This is a genomic window from Flavobacterium sp. RSP15, from assembly GCF_003968755.1.
Lineage (GTDB): Bacteria > Bacteroidota > Bacteroidia > Flavobacteriales > Flavobacteriaceae > Flavobacterium.
On sequence record NZ_RYDL01000016.1, the window covers coordinates 36,170 to 62,326 of the forward strand.

A 26,157-nucleotide genomic window follows, 5' to 3' on the forward strand; every position below is an offset into this window, starting at 1 on the left:
TACTAAATAAAAGTTATAAGTTGAAAATTTTATAACTCTGATGGGTCGATTTTAGAATAACTTCCGTACGTTCCGAATGGGTATCTGAAATGAAAAGTTGCCCAAAAGTATCGCTGTTTACCATTTCGATTATTTTGGCCACACGACTTTCGTCTAATTTGTCAAAAATATCATCAAATAACAGAATTGGTTTTACACCGCTTTGTTTTTTTAAAAACTCAAATTGCGCTAATTTTAAAGCAATCAGATACGATTTTTGTTGGCCTTGCGAGCCAAATTTCTTTATTGGATGTTGGTCAATTTCAAAGGCCAAATCGTCTTTATGGATTCCTACACTCGTATAATGTAACGCTCGGTCTTTATTGATATTTTCCTGTAAAAGGGTCAACAAGTCTTTTTCGAATAAATGGCTTTCGTAAACGAGTTGCACGGTTTCCTGTGAACCCGTTATAGCTTGATGATGGGTATTGAAAATAGGAATGAATTGTTCTATAAATGCTTTTCTTTTTTCGAAAATATAATCTCCAAAACCGTTGAGTTGCTCATTATATATGGAGAGCGTGTCCGTATCGAAAACATGATTTAACGCAAAATATTTCAACAAAGCATTGCGCTGACTCATTACTTTCTGGTATTGAATGAGTTGCTGTAAATAGTGGGAGTCCAGTTGCGAAATCACACTGTCCATGAATTTCCTTCGGGTTTCGCTGCCTTCCACAATCAAATCCCTATCGGCTGGAGAAATTATCACCAAAGGAATAAACCCAATATGATCTGAGAATTTGTCGTAGACTTTGCCGTTGCGTTTCAATATTTTTTTCTGTCCTTTTTTAAGACTGCAGACAATTTGTTCCGTTCTTTCGTTTTTTTCAAATGCTGCATCAATAACGAAAAATTCCGCCCCATGTTTGATATTTTGTACCGCCAATGGATTAAAATAGCTTTTTCCGTACGATAAATGGTAGATCGCATCGAGCACATTTGTTTTACCAATACCGTTTTTGCCTACAAAGCAATTTATTTTAGTGTCAAAATCAAAATTGGCTTCGGAGAAATTCTTATAATTGAACAGTGAAATTTTTTTTAAATACATGGGTAAGGCTTGCTGGTATTAAGAACTTTGCTGTTTTTAAATGGGTTTTTCAAAGTGGGTGCAAATTATTGAAAAATATTGATAAAACCTTCTTTTCTGTTTTTTCTCTGAGAATTATTTTGTCTTTGGAAACAAAGAATCTTCTAAGATATTTTTTTTAAATATAAAAGCATATTTTTTGTGTGGGTTTGAATAAAAATTTTATTTTTGCGACTCACTAAATTAAATTTAAATGGCTACTTACAATAAAAGAGGATATAAAGCACCAAAAGAAAAAGAAACAAAAGACGGGGTTGAAGCAGTAGTAGTTGATGATAAGGACAGTACAACAGCAGAAGTATTTTCTAAATTAGATCAAACCGCCACAATAACGGAGGATTGGGTAGCTAAAAACCAAAAAATTATTATTGGATTAGTTGCCGCGGCTGCCCTATTTACTATTGGATATTTAGCTTACCAAAGATTTATTGCTGCACCACAACAAGATGAAGCCGCTAATGAAATGTTCGTGGCACAACAAAATTTCCAAAAAGCAACCGATGGAGTTGCAAGCGACTCCTTATATAAGTTGTCTTTGAATGGTTCAGAAGGTAAATTTGGATTCCTGAAAATTGCAGATGAATATTCTGGAACTGATGCTGGAAATTTAGCTAATTATTATGCTGGAATTGCCTATTTGAATACCGGAAAATATACTGAAGCGATTGATTATTTAGGTAAATTTAAATCGGATGATATTGTTTTAAGTGCGTTGGCAAAAGGAGCAATTGGAGATGCTTATTCTCAAAAAAATCAACCAAAAGAAGCGTTAGAGAATTATGTAAAAGCGGCAGGATCTAATAAAAATGATTTTACAACACCACGTTTCTTATTGAAGGCCGGAAAAACAGCTTTGGCTCTAGGAAATAAAGAAGAGGCATTGAAATATTTTACTGACATCAAAGAAAATTATGAGGGCGCTCCAGAAGCTGCTTCAGTTGACGTTTTAATAGGATTGGCACAATAATATAAAAGTTAATAGTCACAGTTTTTAGTTTCCAGAAACTGCATACTGCGACTGTGACTGAAAACTAAATAAGATGGCTACCGAAAATAAAAATTTATCCGAGTATGACAAAAATATGGTTCCAGACGCGAAAAAATTTCGTTTCGGAATTGTAGTTGCAGAATGGAATGACACCATCACCGAAGGGCTTTTTGATGGGGCGTTCAAGACATTATTAGAAAATGAAGTTCCTTCCGGACAAATCATACGGTGGAATGTTCCAGGGAGTTTTGAACTTGTCTATGGAGCCAAAAAAATGTTGCAAACTCAAAATGTGGATGCTGTTATTGTTATAGGGTGCGTCATCCAAGGACAAACCAAACATTTTGATTTTGTGTGTGAAGGCGTTACGCAGGGAATAAAAGATTTGAATGTTCAAACGGATGTTCCGGTTATCTTTTGTGTTTTGACAGATAATACTATGCAACAATCAATTGATAGAAGCGGAGGAATTCATGGAAATAAAGGGACTGAAGCAGCTATTGCTGCTATAAAAATGGCTTATATCCGCCAGCAGGCTTCTTTGAATCATCAGTTCGATAACCAACAGTTACTGTCTTCCGGTGCTTTGCAAATTGAAAATTTGCCATTGGAATTAAAAGAATAAGAATAAAAATTTATAATTATTTAACCTATACTATTGCATAAATAGTATAGGTTTTTTGTTTTATTTATGATTAAATACGCTACCATTCCCCGTAGAAATTCATTAAATTTGTGCTTCTTGGTTTTATAATAAACTATTGTCGCCCGGAGAAGTCTATACTGAGCGAAGTCGAAGTACAGTCAAAGGGATAAACTTTAAACCTAATTTTTTTAATGTCGAGTATAATTCAATTACTTCCGGATCATGTTGCCAATCAAATTGCTGCTGGCGAAGTCGTTCAAAGACCTGCTTCGGTAGTCAAAGAATTGCTCGAAAACGCGGTAGATGCCAGAGCAACGGATATCAAACTAATTATTAAAGATGCCGGAAAAGCATTGGTTCAAGTCATTGACAATGGTTTAGGGATGAGTGTTACTGATGCGCGTTTGTGTTTTGAGCGCCATGCTACCTCCAAAATCCGTCATGCCGAAGATTTATTTTCACTGCATACCAAAGGGTTTCGTGGCGAAGCATTAGCATCTATTGCGGCAATTGCCCATGTGGAAATGAAAACCAAACAAGATCAGGAAGAACTTGGAACCCATATTATTGTTGAAGGCAGTAAATTCGTATCTCAAGAGGTAGCTGTTTTGCCTAAAGGAACTTCATTTGCCGTGAAAAACTTGTTTTTTAATATTCCAGCACGACGGAATTTCTTAAAGTCGGACACCGTAGAATACCGCCATGTAGTGGATGAGTTTCAGCGTGTGGCTTTGGCTCATCCAAAAACACATTTTACATTTTATCACAACGGCAGTGAAATGTTCAACTTGCCTCCATCAACTTTACGACAACGAATTGTGAATATTTTTTCAGGTAAAACCAATGAAAAATTAGTTCCGGTTCAGGAAGAAACTGAAATTGTAACAATTCAAGGATTTGTAAGCAAACCAGAATTTGCCAAAAAAAATCGTGGAGAACAATTTTTCTTTGTCAATGACCGTTTTATAAAAAGCGGTTATTTGCATCATGCGGTTATGGCTGCCTATGACGGAATCTTGAAAGACGGTGCGCAGCCCAGTTATTTTTTATATTTGTCAGTGCCACCCAACACTATTGATATCAATATTCATCCCACTAAAACGGAAATTAAGTTTGATGACGAACATGCTTTATATGCTATTTTACGATCTTCGATAAAGCATAGTTTGGGCCAGTTTAATGTGGCTCCAGTGTTAGATTTTGATCGCGATTCAAATTTAGACACTCCGTATCATTACAAAGATTTAGAAGGTGCGACACCGACGATTCAGGTAGATGGCAACTTCAATCCGTTTTCTGAAGAAAAACCCAGTAAGCAATTTTCCAGTTATAGAAAACCAGAACCAACCGCTAATTGGGAAAGTTTATACGTAGGCTTAAAACAGGATACGGATGAAATAGGGCATTTGACTTTCGAAAATGAAGAAGTTACCTCGTCTTTATTTAATGACGAAGAAGTGGAGCATTCTGTTCATAAAACGTATCAAATACATAAAAAATATATTGTTTCCTCCATCAAGTCCGGAATGGTAATTGTCGATCAGCAGCGGGCACACCAACGTGTCTTGTATGAGCAGTTTTTGGTCAATATGACGGTTAATCAAGCCTCAAGTCAGCAGTTATTATTTCCTTTGAACCTATTTTATTCGTCAAGCGAAATGGAGCTTATCGGGGAATTACAATTATCATTAATGAATACCGGATTTGTTTTTGAAGAAAATAATACCGATCATATTGTTATTTCAGGAATACCGGTAAATGTAACGGAGAGTGAAGTTTCACTGGTTTTAGAACAATTATTAAGTGATTTGCAGGGAGGAATTCCAGAAAGCAGTTTCAGCCAGAACGATACGATTGCCAAATCGATGGCCAAAAGTTTAGCCGTGAAAACAGGAACACACCTGACAGAAAAAGAACAGGAAAATTTGGTCAACGGACTTTTTGCCTGTAAAGACCCAAATGTTTCCCCATTCTATAAACCCACTTTCATCACTATGCGTGTGGAAGATTTAGATAAAAAATTTGCATTATGAGAAACGTTACTGAAACCGTAAAACAATTAATTATTATCAATGTATTGTTTTTTGTAGGGACACTGATTATAAAAGAGCCCGCCTATAAAATATTAGCATTGTATTTTCCGGAAAACCCAAGTTTTCAATTGTGGCAACCGGTGACGCACATGTTTATGCATGGCGGTTTTATGCATATTTTTTTCAATATGTTTGCGTTATATTCTTTTGGATCTGCTTTAGAGCAAATGTGGGGAAGTAAGAAATTCTTGTTTTTCTATATTTCCTGCGGATTAGGTGCAGCGTTGTTGCATACCGGAGTCAATTATTACTATTTTCAAGACGGATTGAATACGCTAATGGCTAATGGTTTTTCTAAACAAGAAATTTTGCAAATTTTGAACGAAGGTAAGATTGATACCAGATGGCAGGAGATCTTAGCGGTTTCTGATTTTCAGAATTTCACAAGTGCCTATGTAGGTACTGCAGTGGGAGCCTCTGGCGCTATTTACGGAACGATAGTAGCCTTTGCCTTTATGTTTCCTAATGCTGAGTTGTCTTTGATGTTTATTCCTGTACCCATAAAAGCAAAGTATTTTGTTCCGGGTTTAGTGTTAATCGATTTGTACCTGGGTATTTCAGGAAAATCAATTTTTGGTGGTGGCGGAATTGCCCATTTTGCCCACGTTGGTGGCGCCTTATTTGGTTTTATTATTACGTGGTACTGGAAGAAAAATCAGTTCAATAAGAACCGTTGGAATTAAAAGTCTAACAGCTTTTAAAGTAGTATATAACCTAAACAGCAGCTCTTAAATCCCAATTAACTTATGAATATTATCGACGACCTGAAATTACAATACAAAATGGGAGGAATAGTGACTCAGCTACTCTTTTGGAATGTCGCTTTGTTTGTGCTTCCGTGGTTGTTTTTTGCACTTTTATCCGTGTTGAGTGTCCATATTGATTATGTTCAATATGTGAGTTTGTCGTCTAATCCGTTGGATTTGCTCTGGAAACCATGGTCGTTGCTTTCGTATGCTTTTTTTCACAGCGGCATCATGCATATTGTTTTTAATATGATTGTTTTGAATTTTTCAGGCAGATTGTTTTTGACGTTTTTTACCTCCAAACAGTTGTTGGGCTTGTATCTTCTGAGTGCCATTTTTGCGGGGATTTGTTATATTCTGGTGTTTTATGTTTTAAATATCAATGCGCCAATGGTAGGGGCTTCAGCTGCTATCATGGGTATTTTAGTAGCTGTTACAACTTATTATCCGTTGATGAGCGTACAGCTTTTGATTATTGGAAATGTCAAATTATGGCATATAACCGCTGTAATTATTATTATTGATTTGATGCAGCTGCGTTCCGAAAATATGGGTGGACATATTTCTCACCTTTCCGGAGCTCTTTTTGGTTTTATTTTTATTAAATTGCTTCAAAATGGAACGGATTTAAGTACAGTTGTATCTCGTAGTTTAGATTTTTTTACAAATTTGTTTCGTAAAAAACCTACTACACCGTTCAAAAAAGTACACAAAAATTACCGTAAACCTGTTGAAAAAACGGCTTCAAAAATAATTGAAAAAGATAAAGCACAGCAACAGATTGATGAGATTTTAGATAAAATCAGCCAGTCCGGTTACGATAGTTTGACTAAAGAAGAGAAAGAGTTCTTGTTTAAAGTAGGTAAATAAGCTTTTTCAAGTGGTTAACATTTTTGTTTAAATAATAAAATATAGAAAAAAATGAAAAATCTTTCATGGTTTAATAAAGGAATGTTTTTTTTGAACATAGTCCTTACCCTTGTGACTTTTACTGCCTATGTTTTGCCTTTTCTAGCCCCTAAATCGTTTCCTTTTTTGTCAGTTTTGACACTTTTTATGCCTCTTTTTTTTATATTAAACGGCTTGTTTTTTATGTATTGGGCCATACAATTCAAAAAACAGTTGATTGTATCGGGTTTAGTATTATTGATTGGCATTACTTTTATAAATAAATTCTATAAGTTTTCAGCACCGGAAGTAATTAAAGAAGAAAAAGATTTTACTATAATGAGCTACAATGTGCGCTTGCTAAATGTTTTTAAGTGGATCGATAGAGATGATGTGCCCTCAGATATTTTAAACTTTATAAATGATAAGAATCCAGATATAGTGTGTATTCAGGAATTTTCATCTTCGGGTAATATTGATTTAAAGGTATATCCACATCGTTATATTTTTATGAATGGCGATAAAATTAAAACAGGACAAGCAATATTTTCAAAATTTCCAATCCTTAATCAAGGGAAAATAACGTTTCCTAACTCCAGTAATAATGTGATTTTTGCTGATATAAAAAAAGGAAAGGACATTATCAGAGTCTATAACATGCATTTACAATCTATCAAGATTTCTCCCGATGTGGATGAAATTGATGAAAATATTGAGGTCATTAATCAACAAAAATCGCAAATGCTTTTTATCAGAATCAGCAAAGCGTTCAAACAACAGCAACAGCAAGCAGAGATTTTTAAGGAACACAAAATGAAATGTACTTACCCTACAATTATTTGCGGAGACATGAATAATAGTGCGTTTTCTTACGTGTACCGTAACATAAAGGGCAACATGAAAGACAGTTTTGAAGAAGCCGGAACCGGTTTTGGAGAGACGTATAAATTCAGGTATTACCCGGCCAGAATTGACTATATTTTTGCCGATGAGAAAATGTCAGTAAAGAAATTTGAAAACTTTCCTCGATTTATTAATTCGGATCATTTTCCTATTATGGCACGATTGTCTTATGAGTAGCAAGTAGAGAAGTGCTTTATTTGATAATCAATTCTTGTTTTTTTAAATAGTCCATCGCGTATTTCCCTTCATTAAACAGCAAATCCAGAACACTCAAATTGTTGATAAAACCATGTTTATCATCAAATACCTGTGTGTAGTTTTCAAATATCGAAAGATCTTTTTTTCCGTTGACCAAAGCTCTTAAGTCTGTAATTGTCTCGGCATCAACCTCATGAAAGTATTCCGTGGTTGTAGTATAATCCAGTTTTATTCGGAAACATTTGGATAGAAGGGCTACAATTTCAAAATTTAAATCCAATAAAAATAGTTGTTTTTTTTCAAAAATGGGACGAATGTCATCTTCAAAATATTCAAAAAAAGGAGAACTTCTGTAGGCGGCTTCCAATGATTTGAAATGCTGTTTTTGCCAGTCAAAGTCGGTTTCGATTTTGATGTCTTTAGTTTTTTGATGACTTTCTTTTGAATGCTTCACGGGAATATTCAACAGCTGAATCCCATTGGGACTATAAATATAAGTGCGGTTGCGATTGGTTTGTTTCTGAAAATTATCTGCAACCTCAAAGGTGATGCTCTCCGATTGTACCATGGCAGCAAAATTGCTAATCGAGGGGAAGTAAGTTGGGTGTATGAGAATATTCATATTTGTCTAAAGTTTTTAAAGTTATAATGTCCAAAGTCATAAAGTTAGATTAGATCCTAACTTGATGACTTTGGACGTTTGAACTTTGGACTAATTTTTCGCCTCTTTTCTTTTTTTCCAAAAATATTCTCCTACGAAGAAAATAACGAGTCCTAACAGGAATAATTTAAAATACGACTGCGGTTGTCCTTCACCGCTAACCGTTGTGAAAACCCTGTCCCAGCGTACTTTTTCTAATCCTTTGCCATTAGGATCGATACTGAGCCATATAAATATAGGTTTCCCTACAATGTGATTTTCGGGTACAAATCCCCAATAACGACTGTCTTCAGAGTTGTGACGGTTGTCTCCCATCATCCAGTAATAATTTTGTTTGAAGGTGTATGTTTTTACAACGGCACCGTTCAATCTGATTTCATTTCCTGTAACCTTTAGATCATTTTTTTTACCATCCTCATTCATTTCATAATCAGTAATGATTGCTTTGTAGAAAGGCAGCGTTTCAGTGGTTAACGCAACCGTTTTTCCTTTTTCCGGAATGTAAATCGGGCCAAAATTATCACGATTCCATTTATTGATATGCGGGAAGATTGTGTTGTCCGCATCCTTTGCTATCTGTCTGATTACAGCCGTGATACCTGGTGTGTTTTTTAATCGTTCTGCACCTGCTTCAGTCAAGGCACTCAGAAAAAGGGTGTCTCTTTTTGTTTGATCTATAAATCCAGCAGGATCCGTCACATCTAAATCCTTAAATATTGATTCAAAATCGATAGGTGTTTTTCCGTCCAGAGCTACTTTATAAGAGAACTGTGGTTTAGCTCTTTCGGGCATTTGCAAGAGTTTGCCATCAATATAAATCATGCCATCCTTTATGGACAAGCTGTCTCCGGGTATTCCCAGACATCTTTTTACATAATTCGATTTCTTATCAACGGGCTTGTAGGCACGTCTTTTTGAAGTATCAAAAAATCTATAAACGGTATCTACCGGCCAGTTGAACACAACAATATCCGTACGATCAATATTCTGAATGCCGGGCAGTCTCATGTACGGCAATTGTGGCCAGATGAGGTATGATTTACTTTTTGTCAAAGGAATAGAGTCGTGTACCATTGGGAATGCTACTGTGGTCATGGGAACTCTTGCACCATAATTCATTTTACTTACAAATAGAAAATCACCGACTAATAAGGATTTTTCTAAGGAGGAGGTAGGGATGGTATACGGTTGAATGAAATAGGTATGAACAACTGTGGCTACAATTACAGCAAAAAGCAAGGAGCTAATAGTGTCTGCCGTTTTGTTTTCAGGACTAAGGCTTCTGTCAGCATTATAATTTAATTTTTGGGTATAATTAATGTAGTATATATATAATCCAAAAGTAATTATTCCCAGAAAAGTGTCTAATCCGGATCGTTTTCCAAAACTGCGTAGCGTTTCTACCCAGATTACCGGAAATACAATGAGATTGATGATTGGAATAAATAGCAATACAGTCCACCAAGTGGGACGTCCTATTATTTTCATTAAAACAATTGCATTGTAAACAGGAATAGCGGCTTCCCAACGTTTTCTGCCGGCGCTCTCATATAGTTTCCAAGTTCCTAGAAAGTGAACAATCTGGACTAGCAGAAAAAATACAAACCATTGATATACTGACATAGTTTTTTGTTTTAAGTTTGAGAATTAAGATTGTTTCGCTAGAAATGTACTCAAACAGGTGAATAATTTTAGTTTAATTCTAATACATCTTTCATTGTGAAAACGCCTTGCTTTCCTACAATCCATTCAGCGGCAATGACTGCCCCAAGCGCAAATCCTTCACGATTGTGCGCGGTGTGCTTCATTTCGATTGCATCCACAGCAGAATTGTAATTAACGGTATGCGTTCCAGGTATTGTACCAATTCTTTTGGCTTTTATAGGAATTTGTTTTTCCAGTTCGTTTGGGCTCAAGTGATTTGCTTCCGGTTTTTCTAAGGTCCAGTTGGTGTAAGAACTATTTGCAAGTATTCCGTTGGCCAATGAAATAGCAGTTCCGCTAGGTGCATCCAGTTTTTGGGTATGATGAATTTCTTCAATCGCTACTTTGTACGTGTCAAATTTCGACATGATTTTAGCCAGATATTCATTGAGTTCAAAGAAAATATTTACTCCTAAACTAAAGTTAGAACTGGAAATAAAAGCGCCTTTTTTTTGATTACAAAGTGCCACCATCTCCTCATACTGTTCCAGCCATCCTGTGGTTCCTGAAATAACGGGCACATTGGCCTGGAAACAACTGGAAATATTGCTCACTGCAGCAGTTGGAACACTGAAATCAATTGCCACATCAGCTGCTGAAAGTCCATCAAAAGTGTTCTTTTCCTCTTTTTTTAAAATGATTTCATGCCCTCTTTCCAGTGCAATCCGTTCAATTACCTGACCCATTTTTCCGTATCCTAAAAGCGCAATTTTCATTTTTTATTTTTTTTTGAATAGTGTACAATTCCTATTAGTAGTAATCCTATTAAAAGACCGGCGATAAAACCAGAAAAGAAATCATTCATTCGGATCGAATCAAACGCTTTAATTTCTGAATAATTCACTAAGGTGAGCAGCAGTAAAACGGTAGTGAGGATAAAAAAATATTTCTTTCCTATTTTAGTAACTAATAACATAAGCAGCGGTTCTTTTTTTTGTATTTAAGCTTTCCGGTTTTGTGTCTAAAACTGATAATTAAATGTTAGTCCTACATTCGTCTTAAATGTTACATTATCTGGATAAAGAACGGGTCTTACGGATAAGTTTTCATCAACATTAAATTGTAGTAAAGCTGCATCTACATTCGCATCAAGAATATTCAGGGCGTAAAAGGCAATTGTTATCAAAGCGGACAAATCACGATTTCGCTGGTAAAATTTTTGGCCGGCAATTAATCGATTGTTGTCTAAGAATGCTAAATCGTCAGTGGTGTAACCTTCTAGGCGACTTTTATAGGCGTCTCTGTATTGGTGGTACTTTTTATTACTGTCGATGTAAAAGTACAGACTGGTTCCTATGGCGCCATAAACCAGCGGTATTTTCCAGTATTTTTTATTGTAAGCCTGGCCTAATCCGGGTAAAATTGCAGAGAAAAAAGCAGCTTTTGCTGGGGTCAACGGATCAATGTCATTTGATTTCAAAGTGTCTTTTGCCACCAAAACCGCCTCTGTTCCCGTTTGGGAAAAAACAGTGTGATTTCCTAAAGTGAAAAGGAGCAGACTTATGAAAATGATTTTATGCACTATTCGTTTATTAGTTTAATGATTCTGTTGAAGTCTTCTTCAGAGTGAAATGGAATTGTGATTTTTCCTTTACCATTTCCGGCTACTTTCACATCGACTTTTGTTCCAAAATAATTTGTAAAAGTACTCTTTTGAGCATCTGCAATTTCAAAGGAGGCCGTTTTTGGTTTTCCGGCGACTTTAGGTTTTAAACTTTCCTGATAGTTTTTTACCAAAGCTTCCGTATCACGAACCGATAGATTTTGACTGACAATTTTTTGATAAATATCAGTTTGAATATCCTGGTCTTCAATATTGATTATCGCACGACCGTGACCCATACTGATAAAACCATCTCGAATTCCGGTTTGGATTATCGGATCCAGTTTCAAAAGCCTCAAATAATTAGCAATAGTAGAGCGTTTTTTTCCTACTCGCTCACTCATTTGTTCCTGAGTCAGTTGAATCTCATCGATCAAACGTTGGTAGGATAAGGCAATCTCAATAGGATCTAAATCGTGGCGCTGAATATTTTCGACTAAGGCCATCACCAGCGATTCGTTGTCATTTGCAATCCGAATGTACGCAGGAACAGTAGTCAATCCCACAAGGGTAGAGGCACGAAGACGGCGTTCTCCTGAAATCAATTGGTATTTATTGAAATCTAGTTTTCTAACAGTGATTGGTTGAATAACACCTAATTCCTTGATAGAAGTTGCTAATTCCCGCAATGATTCCTCATTGAAATTGCTTCTGGGCTGGAACGGATTTATTTCAATGGCTTCAATTTCAAGCTCAATAATGTTTCCTACAACTTTATCGGCATTTTTATCATTTACGGATTTTATATCGTTTTCCGGATCTTTCAATAACGCAGATAATCCTCTTCCTAGGGCTTGTTTTTTTAGTGCTTTTGCCATAAAACTATTTGCTGTTTTTCTTTATAACTTCTTGAGCTAGATGCAGGTAATTGGTAGCTCCTTTGCTTGTTGCATCGTAGTTTATAATGCTTTCGCCAAAACTAGGCGCTTCACTCAATTTGACATTTCTTTGAATAATAGTATCAAAAACCATGTCGTTAAAATGTTTCTGAACCTCTTCAACCACTTGGTTTGACAAACGCAAACGGGAGTCAAACATGGTCAATAATAATCCTTCGATATCTAAATCCGGATTGTGAATTTTTTGGATACTTTTTATGGTATTCAGTAATTTCCCTAGTCCTTCTAATGCAAAATATTCACACTGAATAGGAATAATTACGGAGTCAGCAGCCGTCAACGCATTTAAGGTAAGTAATCCCAATGATGGCGCACAATCTATGATGATATAGTCGTAATCGTCTTTGATACTTTCTAATGCTAGTTTAAGCATATATTCTCTATTCTCCTTATCGACTAATTCAATTTCAATAGCAACAAGATCAATATGCGATGGAATCACATCCACGTTTATAGCAGAACATTTTATGATGGCCTCTTTTGGTGTGTGACTGTGTTCTAAAATTTGATACGTACCTATTTCTACGGATTCCACGTCAATACCCAATCCTGAGGACGCATTGGCCTGAGGATCAGCATCAATAAGCAATACTTTTTTTTCTAAAACACCCAATGAAGCAGCAAGATTAACTGACGTAGTAGTTTTGCCAACTCCTCCTTTTTGATTAGCAATCGCGATGATTTTGCCCATTTATTTTTCTAAATTTTGAACCGTAAAAATACAATTATTTATGGTTTCTAAAAATCTATTTTGTTAACATTTGTTAATGCTTGATTAGTCGCTATTTGACCATTCTTGTTTTGAAAACGAATTTCATTTTATGGGAGCTATTTCAGCTGTGCACTACAATCCCGATTGTTCGGGACTTGAGTTGCAATGTGGGCTAGGGGAAGTTGTGGATTCATTCTGCTTTGAAAAAATATTTTTATTTAGATTTTTATATTGATTTTCCAACTAAATAATTTTAGTTCTTAATTTCAGCAATAGTTTTGCTAAAGCAAAAAATAATGCTATCTTTGCACCCGCTTACGGGGTGTAGCGTAGCTCGGTTATCGCGCCTGCTTTGGGAGCAGGAGGCCGCAGGTTCGAATCCTGCCACCCCGACAAAAGCCGAACAAGTGTGTTCGGCTTTTTTTATTTTATAAATATGTACATTGTATACATAATTCAGAGTGAAATTACTTTTAAATATTATATCGGTCAAACGGACCATCTTACAAATAGATTATACCGGCATAATTCTGGATTTAGTTTGTCTACAAAATCTGGGAAACCATGGTGTTTGATTTATGAAGTTGAACTTCCAACACGATCAGAGGCAATGATTTTAGAACGTAAAATAAAAAAAAGAGGAGCGAAAAGATACTTGGTAGATGTAGGTTTCTTTAAATAAATAGTTAGTGGCTCGGATATAGCGTCCCGCAATGGCGGGAAGGCCGCAGGTTCGAATCCTGCCACCCCGACAAAAGCCGAACAAGTGTGTTCGGCTTTTTTTATTTTATAAATATGTACATTGTATACATAATTCAGAGTGAAATTACTTTTAAATATTATGTTGGTTAAACGGACCATCTAACAAATAGATTATACCGGCATAATTCTGGATTTAGTTTGTCTACAAAATCTGGGAAACCATGGTGTTTGATTTATGAAGTTGAACTTCCAACACGATCAGAGGCAATGATTTTAGAACGTAAAATAAAAAAAAGAGGAGCGAAAAGATACTTGGTAGATGTAGGTTTCTTTAAATAAATAGTTAGTGGCTCGGATATAGCGTCCCGCAATGGCGGGAAGGCCGCAGGTTCGAATCCTGCCACCCCGACAAAAATCCTTTCTGTCTCAACAGAAGGGATTTTTTTTATTAAAGCATAACAAAAACTGATACTTTCAGTTCTTTATTCCAGCAATAATATCTTATTTTTGCACTGTTAAATCCAAAAAAAACATCACTATGTCTGATACAATCGAAAAAATTAAATGTCTTATTATAGGTTCTGGTCCAGCAGGGTATACTGCCGCTATTTATGCTGCTAGAGCAAATATGAATCCTATTTTATACCAAGGAATGCAACCGGGTGGCCAACTAACGACTACTAACGAAGTAGAAAATTGGCCTGGTAATCCTGAAGGGATAACGGGTCCGGAGATGATGGTAGGATTGCAAGCACAAGCGCAACGTTTTGGTACGGATGTACGTGATGGTTGGGCTACAAAAGTAGATTTTTCAGGAGATATTCATAAAGTTTGGATCAATGATACAATAGAATTGCATTGCGAAACAGTAATTATTTCTACCGGGGCAACCGCTAAATATTTAGGCATGCCATCTGAACAACACTATTTAAAGATGGGTGGCGGAGTTTCGGCATGTGCCGTCTGTGATGGATTTTTCTATAGAAATCAAGAAGTAGTAATCGTGGGTGCAGGAGATTCAGCTTGCGAGGAAGCACACTATTTATCTAAACTTTGTAAAAAAGTAACCATGTTGGTGCGAAGCGAAAAATTCAGAGCATCGAAAATCATGGAAGAGCGCGTTCGCAAAACAGAGAATATCACCATATTGATGAATCATGATACTGTTGAAGTGTTAGGAGATGAGCAGGTTGTTACCGGAGTAAAAGCTTTAAATAAAACAACTAATGAAGTTTTTGATATTCCTGCCACTGGTTTCTTCGTAGCTATTGGTCACAAACCAAATACAGATATCTTCAAAGATTTCATTTCATTAGATGAAACGGGTTATATTATCAACACTCCCGGAACTTCAAAAACGAATGTGGAAGGCGTTTTTGTGGCAGGTGATGCCGCGGATCATGTGTATCGTCAAGCAATAACTGCAGCCGGAACAGGTTGTATGGCCGCTCTTGATGCCGAAAGATATTTGGCCGCTAAATAATCATAGTTAGGAAAGTTAATATTGAAAAAGTCCCATTTGCCATAGCAAGTGGGACTTTTTGTATAACATCAATCCGGTTTTTCTCACTCTCTTCTGGAGAGGGTTGGGGAGAGGATTATTTCAATTTTTTCGCCAATTGAGCTTCATCAGCAAATTTCCGTATTTCTATTGTTGGGCTACCCAGAAGTTGAATTTCAGATTTGCCAGCGGCATCAATAATTACCGTCGTCTCCACAAATAAACTGCAGTTGGAATAACTTTCAGCTATTATGTCTGCATTTTTTGTATTGAATTTATTTCCGGTGAATGAGGCATTGTTATCCAGTCGAATCCGCATATTTGTGGCATTTCCTTCTAGGGTTGCAGCTGATTTTTGGTACAAATCTACCTTTAAATCAATTGTGGTAACTAAGGCTTTAAGTGTTGCATTTTTGCTTAATTCGACAGTGCTGTTTTCAGATTTTAAATTGAGTTCTGTTTTTGATTTGTCATCTGCCTGAAGTAAGAAATCCGTTGCGTTGACATTCACGAATAATTTGGAGGCATCATAGGCTTTTAGTGTAATGCTGTTTAACAAAAGCTCCTGTATCGCATTGACGGTCGATTCATCTTTGGCGGTAATGAGATTTAATTCATTGGTATAGGTCACTCTTACAATCATTTTTTTATAGTTAACAGCTAATTTTGTTGTATAAATACGCAAGGTGTTGTCTTTTAAATCCAAAGAAATAATACCATGTAAATTATCATCAGCCTCAATTTTCAGGGCTGTTTTTTCTCCTCTCTCCAGATGGACTTCTAGATTGTCTTCGACCAGCAGCGCTTCAAAATTGCCGACTTCTCTTTGCTCAACAGTCACTGTTTTTGATCCTTTTATTTTTTCTTTTTTTTGAGCAAATAGCAATGTAGTTGATACAAGCAGCAGGAGTATAACAGTATATTTTTTCATGGTCATTTAAATTAGTGTCTACACAAATATAAAAAAATCATCCACTTGTGATGGATGATTTCTTTATATTTTAACAAAAGTATATTTTATTCTTGGCTGATGCTCCCGCCTGAACTGGTATTCTTCTGAATCGATTTTGGCTGTATGTCGTACGTGATGTTTCCTCCGCTGGATGCCTGAGCATTTAAGCTAACGATAGGATGAACGCTAATGGACGCACCGCTGGAAACATCGGCACTAATTTCATTTGCTAATAATTTATCAGCGTTGATTTCACTACCACTTGATGCAGTTGTTTTAATCTGTAGCGCTTTCCCATTAATCGTAATGGTACTTCCGCTACTGGTATCACAAGTAATATTGTCAGATTCGATGCTTAAATTTATCGATGCTGCACTCGAAGTATTCAATCGGATGTTCTCCCCTTTCAGGGTGTTTTTGCTCGTGATAGTCGAGCCGCTTGTTGCCTCTAATTCATCAATAACAGGCATTTTTACTGTCACTTTTTTTGATTTCATGTTGATGAAAGAATTTTTATCACACGAAATAACAAGTGTTCCATTTTCTACTTTGGTAGTGATGTGTTTTTGTAAATTATCATCTGCTTGAACAATTATTTCAATTTTATCAGATTGTTCAATAACGACATCTATGGCATTGTTAACCTCTATGCTTTTGAAAGCACCTTCAACAAGCCGCTTTTCTGTGGTGATATTTCCGTTTCCTTCTATTGCATTGAAATTAATGGAGTGGTTGCACGAACCGAATAACAAGGCTGTTAAGGCAACCAGAATGAACTTTGTAATTAAGGTGATGATTTTCAACATGACTAATTCGTTTTAATGATGATCCCGTCTTTATTTATTTTCAATCCTTTATTGGTTTTGTTTGATTTTAGGGTGTCTTTCTCTACAGTAACGCCATTGTTATTTATGGTAACCGTAACATCCGTGCTATCGTCTCGAGCGGTGCTATATACATCATTATACTCGTTTTCATCAGCGGGACAATTTAAACATTTTATTTGAGAATTTTCTACTTTGTAAATGTAATTATCTGAACTGTAGTGTAAATTGAAAAATTCATCATCAGATCTGTCGTAATTTTGTACAGAGGCATCTGGTTTTAATAACGTTCCTTCAGGTACAAATACTGTTATTTCTATTTCTTGATCTCTATATTTATTTGTGAAATCAGTTAATAAATAGTTGTCTAAAATCAATTGATTGCCAATAATTTTATAACTGTATTTAATTTTTTCAGCTGTTTTTTTAGCTTCAAATAATGATTTTCCCTTTGCCTCTTTTTCAATTTGGATATAAGGTAATTTTTCATCCGTTTTTAGAATAGTAAGATGTATTTGATTAGAATAAATCACTTTTACTCCTGTTGAATCCTCTGTAACCATGAAATCTTCATTATCATTTATGTTTTTCGAAAAATAATCGTTGTGTACAAATTTTATATGTAAGGTATCCTTTTCTTGCAATGGTATGATTTGTTTATTGACAACTCGGCCATTAGCTGAAAATTCTGAGATTTGTTTTACGCCTATTGATATTAATAACGCGATTGAAATTATCCAAATGGCCAACAAAGTATATTTAGCGATATTTCCAATAGATTTCATATTTGGGGCTAATAATTTGAAACCCAACAGCATTAAGAAAAATGCAGGAATACTTACAGCGATGTAAAATAAAACACCAAAAAACCAAATCGGATAATCCGTGAAATTTCCGGATTCAATAAAATCGTGAAAGGGGAAATTTGTGAAACCCGAAGAACCTAAAGATAAAACACCAATTAAGAAAACGATTAGAATTGCTAAACTTGACATAATCAAAATTACACCTAAAAATTTGGCGAAAATTTTAAAAATAGTCATGATAAAGTCGCTAAAAGAACTTCCTATTTTCCCGACACCTGTTTTTATCTGGTTGCCATACTTGTCGTAATCCACATTTTTTATTTTATCAGAAACATTTTCAAATTCTTCTCTAACTTTTTTTTCAATGTTAGAAATCGTAACCGGTTCCCCGGTCATTTCCAGTTTTTCAGTGGTAGTAACCGCCTCCGGAGTTACAATCCAAAGAATGATGTAGGCGAGAATTCCAGTTCCAAATCCAGCAAAAACCAATAGGATAAGAACGATTCTGATCCACACAGCATCTACACCAAAATAATGCCCCAATCCTGCGGCTACTCCGCCAATCATCCCTTTTTCTTTGTCGCGATATAGTTTTTTAGTTCGTCTGTTTGAGTGGTCACTAAAACTTTGAGAACCCTTCAAGTCATCTTCAATGATGTAATCTTCCGGTTGTCCCATTACGGCGATAACGGCATCTACATCTTTCAAACCAATAACGTATTTGTCTGTTTTTTGCTTGTCATTCAATAATTCCGAAACACGCATTTCAATATCCTTGATGATTTCATCATGTCCGGACGAATTGGATATAGAACGTTTTATGGCATCAAAATAGCGCGTCAATTTTTGGTATGCATCTTCATCGATGTAAAAGAACATTCCGCCTAGGTTTATATTTACAGTTTTGTTCATGACTATTATTTTTGATTGGTTATTAGGTTTACGGCATCGGACAATTCCGTCCAAGTACCATTCAATTCGTTTAAAAAATTTTTTCCAATTTCGGTCAAGCCATAATATTTTCTTGGAGGTCCTGAAGTGGATTCTTCCCAACGGTAGTTGAGCAATCCATCGTTTTTTAATCGCGTCAGCAGTGGATAAATGGTTCCCTCCACGACTAATAATTTTGCGTTTTTTAATGTGTCCAATATTTCCGATGTGTAGGCTTCTTTTTCTTTTAAAACGGATAGGATGCAAAACTCGAGAACACCTTTACGCATCTGGGCTTTTGTGTTTTCAATGTTCATAATTTCTTTTTTTGATTTTAGTGTTGATTAAACGGTTCATTTTTTGATTGCCGTGCCAGTTCTCCTTTCTGGCTCAGGTGATGATTTGTCATTGCGAGGAACGAAGCAATCTCGTATTGCATGATTCTCTTTTTATTTTTTCGGAGCTTATTCCTGCTTTCCACTTTATCTTTACTTGCTTAAAGAAAGCAAGTAAAGGATGTCGTTTCAATCAGGGCTAGTTTGTTCGCTCCTTGTATTACGTCTGTTCTCTTTTAATCTGACTGCTTCCTTATTTAAGGAACGGAATCGTTATTGGATATTTGTATTTTTCTCCGTTTGATGTTTTAATCGAGGCATAAATAATCAAGAAGAATTCAGCCACTTTCAAAAGTCCGAAAATCAGAACGCAAATTAATCCAACCGTTAATAGTGCAATGTTGTCTTCAAGGTTGAAATTCGAAAGTGTAATGTCGTTATGATGTATCAATGATTCGAAAGAAACATTTTTGAAAGCCGAAATAAGAAATGAAGGAATTGCAATCATAATCAGCACCAAAGAGTAGATCAATAAACTCAATTGAAAATTCAACACTTGTTTTCCGTGGTGATCTACAAATTCAGATTCCTCTTTCTTGGTTGTCCAAAGAATAATTGGAAAAATATAATTTCCAAAAGGAATGAAATACTGCGTTAAAGTACTTAAATGCGTAAATGTCGCGATGTTTTTTTCAGTTGTTGTTTCCATGATTAAAAGTATATAGTAATTTCTTATGCAAATATATATCTAAAAGATAGTATCTTGTTACGCATAGTACCAAAATTTAACACAACATTAACAAACAATTTTTGTATGTACGCATAGTATTTTTTTGTAATTTAGCAAAAACCTAGCGGTAATAAACTCGCCTAAATTCAAAATCCAAAGAATAATACAGAATGGCGACACTCTATTCCCATAAAAACAAACAGTAGCTACCTATGAAACTTACAGCCTCTAAACTTAATAAATTTTTGTTTTTCAAATTACCTTCGGCATTTATCTGTGGCGTACGCGTAAAAATCATAGGTGAGAACCAGTGTATAGTTTCTGTAAAACACCGTTGGATAAACCAAAATCCATTTAACTCGCTGTATTTTGCCGTGCAAGCCATGGCTGCAGAGCTTGCCACGGGTGCTTTAGTAATGTTTCAAATTCAAAAAAGCGGCAAAAAAATCTCTATGCTTGTTGCGAATAACAAAGGAAATTTTACCAAGAAAGCTACAGGCAGAATCACTTTTACCTGTAATGACGGCCATTTAATAGAAAAGGCGATTCAAGAAACTATTGCTACAGGAGACGGACAAACGTTTTGGATGAAATCCATTGGAACCGATGAAAAAGGAATTCAAGTATCCGAAATGGATTTTGAATGGAGTGTGAGGGCCAAATAAATAAATCTTTTTGAAACACTTATTCACAATCGAATCTCTTTCGTGAAGCGACCATTATGTAGAATTAGAATTTTTGGTTTAAATAGGTTACTTTTTTTGTGAAATTAGAGTACTGTTTTTTGGCTTTTGAACTGAATGAATAGAATACCCGTAGGCGTTTTAATGCGGGCGTTTATTAAATTGATAGGTACTCCGCTTTTAATTGCATATCAGCGCTATCAAGATTAATAATACAATCTAAAATCGAGCAGCTGACAAAGGGTAAAGTGCTTTTCATGTAATTGGGTAACAATATCTACAACATTATCTTGCTCTTCAAATAAGCTAAAAAAAGCTTTGTCTATGGCACAGCTTGTTAATGTATTAGATGGTGCTCCATACCCGGAAACGGCACGTGCTCCGGTGATATCTAAAAAGTATTGTGCTTCTTCCGGACTTAAGTCCAATACCTTTGCATTTGCAAAATGTAAAATTTTTCCTTTCATTTTTCCTTCAAAAAGCTCTGCAATTTCCTCTAAACTATAGTAATAGTCATTGAGACAAATGGTATTTCTTTCGCCTGGCATCACTAAGTAGATTATTTCATAATTTTTAAAATTATGGTCGTCATAAAGCAACGCATTTAAGCTTTCTTCTAACCCCTCAATGGTATCACAGGTTTTGTAAATACTGGTTATACCTTGTTCAAAAGCCAATTGCTCTAAGTTTTTAATCACTTCAGTAGTGGTGGCGATTTCTGTATTAGGAACGGCTTCTAGGCAGAAAATAAAGGTATCAGAATCCGTTAAATTTTGGGTGTTCGGATGGGTCATTAGTTACGAATTATTTATTGGTTCCAATAATTGTTAAAACGATGTGCTTTAGTCTATTTTGTTTTTTGCTTCTAAAAGATTTGGCACAAATTTCACGTATTTCTGCGAATTAATTGGTCCTAATTTGTAAAATTTGTAGTTGCTATTTGCTTAATCTTGTGGGTACAGTTTACAAAACTGTCACGATGGCGGATTTGTAATCTCTGCCCGTAAATAATATCAAAATAATTCTAATAAAACCAATTCTTATTCACTCTTTTAAACTGGCATGATATCTCGTTGAATCATTCTCTTTGTGGGCTCCGATTGGAAATCCGCCCTATCGCTGTCCGAAAAATTTGATATTAAAGCGATCAGGTTCGTGCGCTAGCGGGGAAAATATCCCATATCTTATTTTCAAGATGATTTTTTATAAAGGCAAACAAGGACATAGAGTTACTATATGATGTAGCTAAAAAAAGTTTTTTGAGCTTTAAAATTTTCCTTATTTCAATACTATATATTTTCGTAAATCAGAGGTTAAAATATCATTTAATTCCTTTTTATTAGTGGCAGTACTTTCAATAAAAGCAAATCCAAATACCGGATATTTATGTATATCTAATTCTCTAATTACTATTGGTTTTTCAAAATCTTTAGCAAGACCTGAATAGTTAAATTCTAAAATATCGGAAGGGATTATTCCCGAATTATTATCCAAAACAATGACACTAAATATTTTATCCTCTTTTCCTTTAAAGATACTATCCCAGTCTGGTTTTTTGTTTTCACAAAAGCATTTGTATTCATTAAATCCTAAGGTTACTCCTAGAAGGTCAGCCGTAGTGCAAAATCCACCAAATCGTAAAGGGTTTACTTCGATAGGGATTATTTTGCCATTTTCATCTATGCGGACTTCTGCATGAGCCGGGAAATTTTTTAAATGTAACTCTTTACCAATTTTACTTAAAAAACATTCAAGATCAATTTTATACTTTTCAATGATTGCTTTAGATGTTGAATAAACCCGATCACTTGTGTCTGTTTCGGATGAAAAGAGGTGGTGTAAAACGTTTAACAAAACAGCATCTCCATTATTGTCGTAATAATAATCGATGGCATATTCTTCTCCACGAATAAATTCTTCAATAATAAAAGTACTTGTGTTTAATACATTTTCAGGAAATATACTTTTAAGTTTATCAGGTTGTAACTCACTTTTAGCTTTTATCCAGTCTTTCTCGTTTTCTACGATATGAACTCCTATGCTAAAGAAACCAACAGCAGGTTTAATTACAAATGGGAACCGAATCTCATCATCGGACAATCGTTGGATTTCTTCAATACTTATTTGCTTGAAATAAAAGTCGGGAAACAACTCTTTTATAAGTTCTCTAAACTTTACTTTATTTTTTAAAACGTGTAATTGACTTGATAATTCACTTTCTCCATAGTATTGATCGATCCAAGCTAATGCATTCTCTGAATTGCTATAAAGAGAAATTTCTGGATTATTTTTTAGTAAAGCGATTGCTTCCTCTTCGGCTATCCATGCCAAAGAATCATCTTTCACCAATTCTTTGGCTACTTTGGTTGCAATTATTTTATAATTATTATCTTTTATTGTTTTGATAAGAAAATCGGAAACAAATGGCTTGTCTATTAAGAACATAATAGGTAGTTGTTTTTTACTTTTTTATTTCAATTGTTACAGCAGGACGTTTGGCACTTTGCGCAACTCTCCATCCGGTTTCATAGATCCACTTTGTCATCTTAGTCAGTTTTAGATAGTCAATTTTATCTGGGCTATCGAAAGGGGTATGGTAGTCAGGGTGTAATAAGGTGGTAAAAAATATTGCTGGAACATTAGCTTGAGCATAGGGAAGATGATCGCTTCGGAAGTACCAATTCTCTGGGTGATCTGCTGCATCCCAGGAAGTATCTACTTTGAAGTTGGCAATACTTTTATTAGCTGCTAAAGTGATAGCTACAAGGTCAGAAGAATTAAGATGAGGTTCTGTTACGCCCAATAGCGCCGCCGAATCAGGTGCATTGCGTCCTATCATATCGCCATTTAAAACAGCAACTATGGAGGTCAGTTTAACGGTGGGATGGCTAACAAAATAACGAGAACCCAATAAACCCCTTTCCTCAGATCCGTGCCATACAAATAAAGCCGATCGCTTAGCGGGTTGTGTACTCCACGCACTCCCTATTGCAAGCATCGCTACCGTTACTGATGCATTATCATCAGCACCGTTCCAGATAGGATCCCCGTTAACTGCAGGTCCTACTCCGTCATGGTCCTGGTGACCGCTGAATAAAACATATTCCTCTTTCAGTTTAGGATCAGTTCCATCAACCTTAGCAATAACATTAATAGAAGGATAGTCAAAATTTTCTACCTTCAAAGTAGTTTTTAAATAAGCGTCTTGTTTAGATAATATATTCTTTAACTGTTTACTTGCCAATATAATTGGTACCGTAGCTGCAGTAGAGGATTGGGCACCTTCTATTCCATAACTTCCTTCTTGATAATGAAATCCCGTAAACGAAATAAGTGATTCTACAGTGTCATCAGCAACAAAAATTATAGCAGTAACACCGCGGCTGAGGAGTTCTTTTCCCTGCTGGTTCATGGCAGAAGCGGTATAACGATATTGCCAGAGGCTCACCCAGTCTTGAATAATGGGGGTTGGAGGCATAATATTCATAGCTACAATTTTGCCTTTCAGATCGACAGTATTATCCGGTATTTTGTCCAGCCAAACTATGGAGCCTTCTAGGGTAGTGTCAACCAAATTAGTTGGCCAAATCTCTTTCCAAAGATCAAGTGCTTTACCATTTACACTAACAGTACTTCTATTGGCCACACGGCTGCGTTTTAAATTAAAGAACTGGAAGTAGGTTCCATCTTCACCTGCAGGTTTAAGGCCAGCTTCACGGGCCTTTTGAGCCACCCAAACAGAAGCTCGCATTTCGCCAAGTTCTCCTCCTCTTCGTCCCCGATAAGCGTCACCCGCCAGTTCATATAAATCATCTTTTAGATCTTGCTGCTTAATTTTATCTAATTGTGGTGCTGTGCTTTGCGCAAAAAGCGAAGTGGAAATAAATAATATCAAAAGAAGAATTTGTTTGTATTTCATAAGATTTATTTTTAAAAATTGAAAAGTTTAAAATCGTAAAGGATCAATAAGTATTGGCAGCCTGTCTGTAATCGCTGTTGAATAGCCTAGTCTTTCCAAATGTATAGATAATCTTTTATTACAAATCATCAAAATGACTTTTTTTTTGCTGAATACTTTTGGTACTTCATTGACTATGAGTTTTTCTACTATTTCGCGCTAATAATTCCCGAATATAGCGTAAATCCGTTTCGTTTACTAAGAAATGTGTCGCATAGGGATTCTTTCTGGGACTTTATTTGGTATCCTAGTTTCTTAACTTTTTATGCTGGTAAAGTTAGCATGTCCACGCTACAAAAAAAGTGGCTCGCTTGCCTCTTGTAATTCTCTCTAAAAACTTTACAACAACTCCATAGTGTTAACGGATGTACAATCGGTTCTCCCGTAAAAACGGGACAGGCTGTTCAACCCGGAGGTACCTCATTGAATTTATTTTTGTTGGTATTCGGTGATTATAATTCATTGTTGGTGCTGGGCACGCAACGAAGCCTAGTTGTTGGCAGTCGTACTTTTAATAAGTTTGAATTAAAACGTCAGTTGGTATATGAAGCCTTTCGTGTAATTGTCTTATCATTTCCAAAGAAAGCTTTCTTTTTCGGTTTAAAATTTCGCTTGCACGACTTTTCAGACCTATAATATTTGCTAAATCATTTTGGTTGTAACCCATTTGCTCCATTCTAAATTTAATTGCTTCAATGGGGTCTGGTAAGCTGATAGGAAATTTTTCATTTTCATATTTGTCAATTAAAATACCGAGCACCTCAAGTTCGTCTCCTTCAGGAGAGCCATTTTTTGCATCAAAGATTATTTCAAGTCTTTGTAAAGCTTGATTGTAATCGTTTTCTGTTTTTATAGGTTTAATTTCCATAATATTTAAATTTCATTTGCATTAATCTTGTCATATTCTGCATGCGTTCCAATAAATCGAATCCAAATCATTTGATATTCATAAGTTAGTTTAATTATCAATCTGTAATTATTTCCTTTAATATTGAAAACTATTCGATTGTCATTTAAAATACTAGCACTAGGATAATCTAACTTTATTTCGTTTGGGTTTTTCCATTCAGCTGTACTTGCTTCTTGAAACCATGATTTCAATTGTTGTTCACAATCACCATGTATCTCCCAAAAGTCTCTTAATATTTTTTTAGCTACTACTCTCAAATGTATTAATTTTTTTCAAAGATAATAAAAAAAAGTTCCCGAAATGGGATTTCTATTTTTTCCGTCGCAAGTGTGTTTGACTGCCAACGTCAGTTCGTCTAAAAATCTCTAAACGAACTGTATTTTGTTACGCATTGAGTAAATAGATGTTATTTAAATTACATTTAAAATTTGTTTTGGTAAAAGTTGCTTTATAGATATTCCTGGTCAAATTGAATACCCCATTCCGGGTCAAACTGGACAGGTGATTCCGGAGCAAAGTGAACACCTCATTCCGGTTCAAACTGGACAGTTTTGATGATGTTTTTTATCATAGAATGCCTTTACTTTGTATTAGATAAAAAACACTAAATTTATTCAAAGGAAAACAGAGGTGAACTATCAATTCCGCTAAGT

At 35.5% G+C, this 26,157-nt stretch carries 27 protein-coding genes, 1 tRNA gene and 1 pseudogene; 11 read left to right on the forward strand and 18 right to left on the reverse strand.

The features are described 5' to 3' along the window. Positions 1-13: 13 nt before the first annotated feature. On the reverse strand, positions 14-1,093 hold the full coding sequence (recF, locus tag EKM00_RS13305; RefSeq protein ID WP_126453625.1) for a DNA replication/repair protein RecF: 1,080 nt from the start codon (positions 1,091-1,093) through the stop codon (positions 14-16). Between the two features lie 232 nt (positions 1,094-1,325). Here recF and EKM00_RS13310 point away from each other — a divergent pair, with 232 nt between their 5' ends. From EKM00_RS13310 to EKM00_RS13335, 6 genes are all read left to right on the forward strand, one after another. Beyond that, positions 1,326-2,099 carry a tetratricopeptide repeat protein gene (locus EKM00_RS13310; RefSeq protein WP_126453627.1) on the forward strand — a complete coding sequence of 258 codons (774 nt, stop codon included), beginning with the start codon at positions 1,326-1,328 and terminating at the stop codon, positions 2,097-2,099. A gap of 73 nt (positions 2,100-2,172) precedes the next feature. Continuing rightward, positions 2,173-2,745, forward strand: a complete 573-nt coding sequence (gene ribH / locus EKM00_RS13315) for a 6,7-dimethyl-8-ribityllumazine synthase (protein ID WP_126453629.1) — start codon at positions 2,173-2,175, stop codon at positions 2,743-2,745. A gap of 212 nt (positions 2,746-2,957) precedes the next feature. Further along, positions 2,958-4,799, forward strand: a complete 1,842-nt coding sequence (gene mutL / locus EKM00_RS13320) for a DNA mismatch repair endonuclease MutL (RefSeq protein WP_126516511.1) — start codon at positions 2,958-2,960, stop codon at positions 4,797-4,799. Next, positions 4,796-5,542, forward strand: a complete 747-nt coding sequence (locus EKM00_RS13325) for a rhomboid family intramembrane serine protease (RefSeq protein WP_126453633.1) — start codon at positions 4,796-4,798, stop codon at positions 5,540-5,542. The genes mutL and EKM00_RS13325 overlap by 4 nt, the downstream gene beginning before the upstream one ends. 63 nt (positions 5,543-5,605) lie before the next feature. Further along, positions 5,606-6,475, forward strand: coding sequence for a rhomboid family protein (locus EKM00_RS13330; protein WP_126516512.1), 870 nt, complete (start codon positions 5,606-5,608; stop codon positions 6,473-6,475). A gap of 51 nt (positions 6,476-6,526) precedes the next feature. Beyond that, positions 6,527-7,573: an endonuclease/exonuclease/phosphatase family protein gene (locus EKM00_RS13335; protein ID WP_126516513.1), complete on the forward strand. Its 1,047-nt coding sequence runs from the start codon at positions 6,527-6,529 to the stop codon at positions 7,571-7,573. 16 nt (positions 7,574-7,589) lie between these two features. Here EKM00_RS13335 and EKM00_RS13340 read toward each other — a convergent pair whose 3' ends face one another. From EKM00_RS13340 to EKM00_RS13365, 7 genes are all read right to left on the reverse strand, one after another. After that, on the reverse strand, positions 7,590-8,216 hold the full coding sequence (locus tag EKM00_RS13340) for a WbqC family protein (protein ID WP_126516514.1): 627 nt from the start codon (positions 8,214-8,216) through the stop codon (positions 7,590-7,592). 90 nt (positions 8,217-8,306) lie between these two features. Continuing rightward, a complete protein-coding gene (lepB, locus tag EKM00_RS13345; RefSeq protein ID WP_126516515.1) occupies positions 8,307-9,878 on the reverse strand; it encodes a signal peptidase I in 1,572 nt (523 codons plus the stop codon). Between the two features lie 68 nt (positions 9,879-9,946). After that, positions 9,947-10,675 (reverse strand): 4-hydroxy-tetrahydrodipicolinate reductase, encoded by a 729-nt coding sequence (dapB, locus tag EKM00_RS13350; protein ID WP_126516516.1) that lies wholly within the window; start codon positions 10,673-10,675, stop codon positions 9,947-9,949. Next, the gene (locus EKM00_RS15020) at positions 10,672-10,875 is read right to left on the reverse strand and encodes a hypothetical protein (RefSeq protein WP_233592301.1); all 204 of its coding nucleotides are present in this window, start codon (positions 10,873-10,875) and stop codon (positions 10,672-10,674) included. The genes dapB and EKM00_RS15020 overlap by 4 nt, the downstream gene beginning before the upstream one ends. Positions 10,876-10,920: 45 nt before the next feature. Continuing rightward, positions 10,921-11,481, reverse strand: coding sequence for a DUF5683 domain-containing protein (locus tag EKM00_RS13355; protein WP_126461437.1), 561 nt, complete (start codon positions 11,479-11,481; stop codon positions 10,921-10,923). Beyond that, on the reverse strand, positions 11,481-12,380 hold the full coding sequence (locus EKM00_RS13360; protein WP_126516517.1) for a ParB/RepB/Spo0J family partition protein: 900 nt from the start codon (positions 12,378-12,380) through the stop codon (positions 11,481-11,483). The genes EKM00_RS13355 and EKM00_RS13360 overlap by 1 nt, the downstream gene beginning before the upstream one ends. 4 nt (positions 12,381-12,384) lie before the next feature. Further along, entirely contained in the window at positions 12,385-13,152 is a 768-nt protein-coding gene (locus tag EKM00_RS13365) for a ParA family protein (RefSeq protein ID WP_126453649.1), read from the reverse strand. Between the two features lie 339 nt (positions 13,153-13,491). On the opposite strand from EKM00_RS13365, the gene EKM00_RS13370 reads away from it, so the two are divergent. From EKM00_RS13370 to trxB, 4 genes and pseudogenes are all read left to right on the forward strand, one after another. Continuing rightward, positions 13,492-13,566 (forward strand) — tRNA-Pro (locus EKM00_RS13370). 43 nt (positions 13,567-13,609) lie between these two features. Beyond that, the gene (locus EKM00_RS13375; RefSeq protein WP_126516518.1) at positions 13,610-13,855 is read left to right on the forward strand and encodes a GIY-YIG nuclease family protein; all 246 of its coding nucleotides are present in this window, start codon (positions 13,610-13,612) and stop codon (positions 13,853-13,855) included. Positions 13,856-14,037: 182 nt separating this feature from the next. Beyond that, a pseudogene (locus EKM00_RS15225) lies at positions 14,038-14,214 on the forward strand (GIY-YIG nuclease family protein); the annotation flags it as partial. 199 nt (positions 14,215-14,413) lie between these two features. Beyond that, complete coding sequence (gene trxB, locus EKM00_RS13385) at positions 14,414-15,358, forward strand: thioredoxin-disulfide reductase (protein WP_126456237.1); 945 nt, start codon at positions 14,414-14,416, stop codon at positions 15,356-15,358. A 115-nt stretch (positions 15,359-15,473) separates the two neighbouring features. Here the strand turns inward: trxB and EKM00_RS13390 are convergent, their stop codons facing one another. The 5 genes from EKM00_RS13390 to EKM00_RS13410 form a co-directional block, all read right to left on the reverse strand. Then, positions 15,474-16,307: a GIN domain-containing protein gene (locus EKM00_RS13390; protein ID WP_126516519.1), complete on the reverse strand. Its 834-nt coding sequence runs from the start codon at positions 16,305-16,307 to the stop codon at positions 15,474-15,476. 86 nt (positions 16,308-16,393) lie between these two features. After that, entirely contained in the window at positions 16,394-17,134 is a 741-nt protein-coding gene (locus EKM00_RS13395; protein WP_126516520.1) for a head GIN domain-containing protein, read from the reverse strand. 2 nt (positions 17,135-17,136) lie between these two features. Continuing rightward, on the reverse strand, positions 17,137-18,870 hold the full coding sequence (locus tag EKM00_RS13400; protein WP_126516521.1) for a PspC domain-containing protein: 1,734 nt from the start codon (positions 18,868-18,870) through the stop codon (positions 17,137-17,139). A gap of 5 nt (positions 18,871-18,875) precedes the next feature. Then, positions 18,876-19,205 carry a PadR family transcriptional regulator gene (locus tag EKM00_RS13405; protein WP_126516522.1) on the reverse strand — a complete coding sequence of 110 codons (330 nt, stop codon included), beginning with the start codon at positions 19,203-19,205 and terminating at the stop codon, positions 18,876-18,878. 271 nt (positions 19,206-19,476) lie between these two features. After that, entirely contained in the window at positions 19,477-19,932 is a 456-nt protein-coding gene (locus tag EKM00_RS13410) for a DUF4870 domain-containing protein (protein ID WP_126456247.1), read from the reverse strand. A gap of 233 nt (positions 19,933-20,165) precedes the next feature. Here EKM00_RS13410 and EKM00_RS13415 point away from each other — a divergent pair, with 233 nt between their 5' ends. Beyond that, positions 20,166-20,618, forward strand: coding sequence for a DUF4442 domain-containing protein (locus tag EKM00_RS13415; RefSeq protein ID WP_126456249.1), 453 nt, complete (start codon positions 20,166-20,168; stop codon positions 20,616-20,618). Positions 20,619-20,842: 224 nt separating this feature from the next. Here the strand turns inward: EKM00_RS13415 and EKM00_RS13420 are convergent, their stop codons facing one another. The 5 genes from EKM00_RS13420 to EKM00_RS13440 form a co-directional block, all read right to left on the reverse strand. After that, on the reverse strand, positions 20,843-21,430 hold the full coding sequence (locus tag EKM00_RS13420) for a DUF6642 family protein (protein ID WP_126456251.1): 588 nt from the start codon (positions 21,428-21,430) through the stop codon (positions 20,843-20,845). A 484-nt stretch (positions 21,431-21,914) separates the two neighbouring features. Next, positions 21,915-23,081, reverse strand: a complete 1,167-nt coding sequence (locus tag EKM00_RS13425) for an ATP-grasp domain-containing protein (RefSeq protein ID WP_126456253.1) — start codon at positions 23,079-23,081, stop codon at positions 21,915-21,917. Between the two features lie 16 nt (positions 23,082-23,097). Further along, positions 23,098-24,555 carry a M28 family peptidase gene (locus EKM00_RS13430; protein WP_126516523.1) on the reverse strand — a complete coding sequence of 486 codons (1,458 nt, stop codon included), beginning with the start codon at positions 24,553-24,555 and terminating at the stop codon, positions 23,098-23,100. Positions 24,556-25,105: 550 nt separating this feature from the next. Beyond that, positions 25,106-25,462 carry a helix-turn-helix domain-containing protein gene (locus tag EKM00_RS13435; protein WP_126456257.1) on the reverse strand — a complete coding sequence of 119 codons (357 nt, stop codon included), beginning with the start codon at positions 25,460-25,462 and terminating at the stop codon, positions 25,106-25,108. Between the two features lie 5 nt (positions 25,463-25,467). Further along, the gene (locus EKM00_RS13440; protein WP_126516524.1) at positions 25,468-25,761 is read right to left on the reverse strand and encodes a type II toxin-antitoxin system HigB family toxin; all 294 of its coding nucleotides are present in this window, start codon (positions 25,759-25,761) and stop codon (positions 25,468-25,470) included. Positions 25,762-26,157 lie beyond the last annotated feature (396 nt).